2 protein-coding genes and 2 pseudogenes are annotated in these 3,794 nt (G+C 58.3%); 1 reads left to right on the top strand and 3 read right to left on the bottom strand.

Annotated features, from left to right (window positions below; genetic code table 11):
* Positions 1 to 143 precede the first annotated feature (143 nt).
* Positions 144 to 1,559, bottom strand: coding sequence for a mannose-1-phosphate guanylyltransferase/mannose-6-phosphate isomerase (locus IEW34_RS27820; RefSeq protein WP_188612521.1), 1,416 nt, complete (start codon positions 1,557 to 1,559; stop codon positions 144 to 146).
* 391 nt (positions 1,560 to 1,950) lie between these two features.
* Here IEW34_RS27820 and IEW34_RS27825 point away from each other — a divergent pair, with 391 nt between their 5' ends.
* Positions 1,951 to 3,075: a polysaccharide pyruvyl transferase family protein gene (locus IEW34_RS27825; protein WP_188612522.1), complete on the top strand. Its 1,125-nt coding sequence runs from the start codon at positions 1,951 to 1,953 to the stop codon at positions 3,073 to 3,075.
* Positions 3,076 to 3,198: 123 nt separating this feature from the next.
* Here the strand turns inward: IEW34_RS27825 and IEW34_RS27830 are convergent.
* Together IEW34_RS27830 and IEW34_RS31170 are read right to left on the bottom strand one after the other, a co-directional pair.
* A pseudogene (locus IEW34_RS27830) lies at positions 3,199 to 3,494 on the bottom strand (integrase core domain-containing protein); the annotation flags it as partial.
* A gap of 148 nt (positions 3,495 to 3,642) precedes the next feature.
* Positions 3,643 to 3,794, bottom strand: a pseudogene (locus IEW34_RS31170) (integrase core domain-containing protein); the annotation flags it as partial.

Genomic DNA, 3,794 nt, shown 5'->3' on the forward strand with positions numbered 1-3,794 from the left:
GTTCCACGCCCTCGACGCCATCCTCCGCGAAAACCCCGAGGTCGGACCCTACAACCAGACGCTCTGAGCCGGGCGTCGGCCGGTTCAGCCGGCGTTAACCATCTAGCCCAACTAATTGCGCCGGCGCAGCCTCAACGAATCGATTAAGCTCGATTGTAGTCGTCCTGAACGCGCACGATGTCATCCTCTCCTAGGTAAGCACCAGACTGGACTTCGATGAGCGTAAGCGGGATCTTGCCCGGATTAGAAAGTCGGTGCATGCAACCAAGCGGCAAGAAGGTCGATTCATTCTCTCTCAGGAGGATTTCTTCGTTTTCACGGGTAACGACGGCCGTTCCGTTGACAACCACCCAATGCTCAGCGCGATGGAAATGCTTTTGCAATGAGAGTTGAGCGCCCGGCTTAACCACGATTCGCTTAACTTGATAGCGCTCGCCGATTTGAATGCTCTCATAGTGGCCCCACGGCCGGTATACTACCTTTGGATACTCGGCCTCCTTGCTGGAGCGCGCGTCCAACTCTTCTACAATCTTTCGGACATCCTGACTCGCGGCGCGCGGCGCCACGAGAACCGCATCATCAGTCACCACAACAGCAAGATCGGAGACCCCGAGAATGGCAACCAAGGGCCCCGACGAACGCACATAATTGCCGCGCGCGTTGACTAGAACCGCCTCACCGACCCGAACATTCCCGTGCTGGTCCTTTTCGCCGACCGCCCAGAGTGCGTCCCAGGAGCCCACGTCGGTCCAACTCATCGCGCCAGGCACAACGATCGCGCGCCGCGTCCTTTCCATTACTGCATAGTCTACGGAGATTGATTGGGCGCTATTGAACGCGTCGCTCAGATAGCAGAACCGCCCCTCCGTTCTGCGCTCGTCAAACGATCGTCTCACGACCTCGCTGATTGCAGGTATGTGGATGTTGACTTCATCAATAAGAAGAGCGGCGGGAAATACGAACATGCCACTGTTCCACAGGTAATCCCCGCTTGACACAAGGCGTTCCGCGGTCTCGCGATCGGGCTTCTCGATGAAGTTGGCGACCGAGTGAACGCCCGCTTCCAGCGCCTCACCCAGTTTTATATATCCGTAGCCCGTTTCTGCCGAAGTCGGTTGCATGCCAAGCGTCACGAGATAGCTCTTCGCCGCCGCAGCAGCCGCCGTCTGAACCGTGCTCTCGAACGCACCGGCATTTGCTATCATATGGTCGGCTGGTTGAACCAGCATTATCGCGTCGGCCACTCGATCTGTCGCGTACATTGCGGCTGCCGCAAGGGCCGGCGCGGTGTTTCGAGCCGCGGGCTCAAGTAGGATGGTGTCTGGCGCAATTCCAATTTCCTCGAGCTGCTCCTCGACAATGAAACGGTACTCGCGATTCGCGACGACTATCGGCGCCTCAAACCGGCCCCTGTCCCGCACTCGATCTGCGGTGGCCTGAAATAAGCTCAACTCTCCCGTGAGCTTAAGGAACTGCTTCGGGTACTGCCCGCGAGACGCTGGCCAAAGCCGCTTGCCGCCGCCACCGCAGAGTATTACCGGCACCACCTTTCGTTGCATGTGCAACTTCTCCATACCAGCACATCGCCAATCCGACATTGGTTCCGTAACCGGAACCTGATTGACATCAGAACGTTTGACTGTCCAGGCCAATCGCACGCCAGTCGGCCCGCGAGCCAATTGAGGTTCGGTAGCACACATACGAAGCACTCTGGACGGTCCGCGACGCTCTTATATGGCGTATCAGCTTGTTCTACAACTTAGCCAGTTAATCTGATGAAGCTGAGCAGCACACTTCTTACTAGAAGCTCGCGCCCCGCACTGGCTTGAATGTGAACGTTGCGCCGGTCCCGCCCGGTGCGTAGTGCCGAGCGGCGGGCGGAGTTGTCACCGGCCTTCCCTGCGTGTTATCAGGCGGCTCTGATCCACCTGCAAGAAAGCGAGGCCAGCTGTGGGGAACCGCTATCGCGTATTGTACTGCGCTGGTGGAAACGGCAATTTTGGCGATGATTATATTTTGGACAGGTGGCTCGCGCATGCGTCTACTAAATCCTCGCCCGGCCAGCTGTACGTCAACAGTTGGCAAGACTGGCTAGCGGCGCGCTACAGGGGCTCGGACCGCATTGTGTTCGGTAAGCACCTCCAGCACCCGGTCAGGGCAGAAGTTGCGAGCCTTTCCGGTGGTGATTCGCTCGATGATTTTCTGGCGGCCGGGGAGCGGGCCGCGAGCAACCTGCTCGCGGCACCTCCAGCAGCTGGCGGGATTCTCGATAAGATCGAATCGTTCCATCTAGCGGGCGGCGGATATTTGAACTTAATCACGAAGGCGCACTTCGCTCATCTCTCCTTCATGGCCGCGCTGGCCAAGAGTTTGGGCGTCCCGATATTCGGCACGGGGCTCGGCTTGATGCCGCTGAACGGTACAAACCGCTTGTACGAGGTGTTGAGCACGTTTCGGTTCATCGAGGCACGCGACATCGAGAGTTTTGATTGGCTCACATCTGTGGGACTCAAGTCGGTCGCCATTTCTGGGCTGGACGATACGTTCATCAGCCCGGTTGTGGGGGGCGCGCCGTCCTCGCCTCGGCGGCTCATAGTGAATGTGCAGAGCGACATGGGCGGGAGCCACTTGCATTCAACTCTGCTGCGCGTCATGAAGGATTACATACATACATACAGTCGAGATTTTTCTGATTTACTTTACGTATCCTTCTTTGATAAGTCAGATGTTATATTTCATGAGGCACTTCAGCAGGCGCTCGGCATCTCTATATCGCTGCTGAACAAGAGCGATTTACTTGCGGACGGATTGCCATTCAGCCCGTCTGACGTGGTAATTAGCAGCCGTTTTCACTGCCATCTTCTGGCCGCTCGTTGTGGCGCGAGTGGGCTATATATTGTCGCACGGAAGGGATACTATGACGTTAAGCACAAATCGATCTTAGACATCGGATCCGGTTGGATTTCCTTCCTCGATGACCCGCCAGGGCCATCTGAACTTCTGCCACCCGCGATCGACGAGCAAGGGCAGCTTGCTAAGAAGGCCGCCCTTCTGACGGCAGCGCCGTCCCTGTAGAGGAATACTCTGATCTGGATCTAGCCTTCGACGCCCCTACTCCGACGTTCTGGCCGCTCGCACGGTCGATGCAGGGCGACGAGAAAATGCCGTTCGCAAACGCATGGAGCCGCAACGCCAGCATCATACGCGCGCAACAGGCGATCGGCGGAGTTGGTCGGAGTTGCGCAGCCGATCGTCCATAGCGGTGAGGTTGGCGACGTAGGGCGCGGACGTGAGGTAGCCGAGCGCCGAATGCGGGCGCTCGAGATTGAAGTCCGCGACCCAGACCGCGATCTTATATTAGTGCGTGCGTCGTCGAGAGCGAAGAACACGGTCTCGTTCGAGAGCTCGGCGCGCATGCGCCCATTGAAGCTCTCGACGAACCCGTTCTGCATAAGCTTGCCCGGCGCGATGAAATGCCATTCGACGGCCATGTCGCGACACTAGTTGACGTGACCCCCGTTTTTCATCCAGCGGAAGCGAGAGTCCTTTCGTGATCTGAGCCTTCGTCGATGGCGAGTGCAAGAGGCCGAAGCGCTGAGCTGTCAGGTTGCGCAGCGCTTCGGCCGGCGGTTTCGCGAATGGCGCTGGCGTAGGCCCGAGGCGTCATCCAGCCGAGCTTCGAGTGCGGTTGTTCTTCGTTGTAGTCGCGCCGCCAGGCTTCGAGCACGGCGCGGGCATGTGGCAGCGAGCGGAACAGCGTCTCGTTCAGAAGCTCGTCTCGGAGGCGGCCGTTG

This window comes from Chelatococcus reniformis, assembly GCF_014640075.1.
Lineage (GTDB): Bacteria > Pseudomonadota > Alphaproteobacteria > Rhizobiales > Beijerinckiaceae > Camelimonas > Camelimonas reniformis.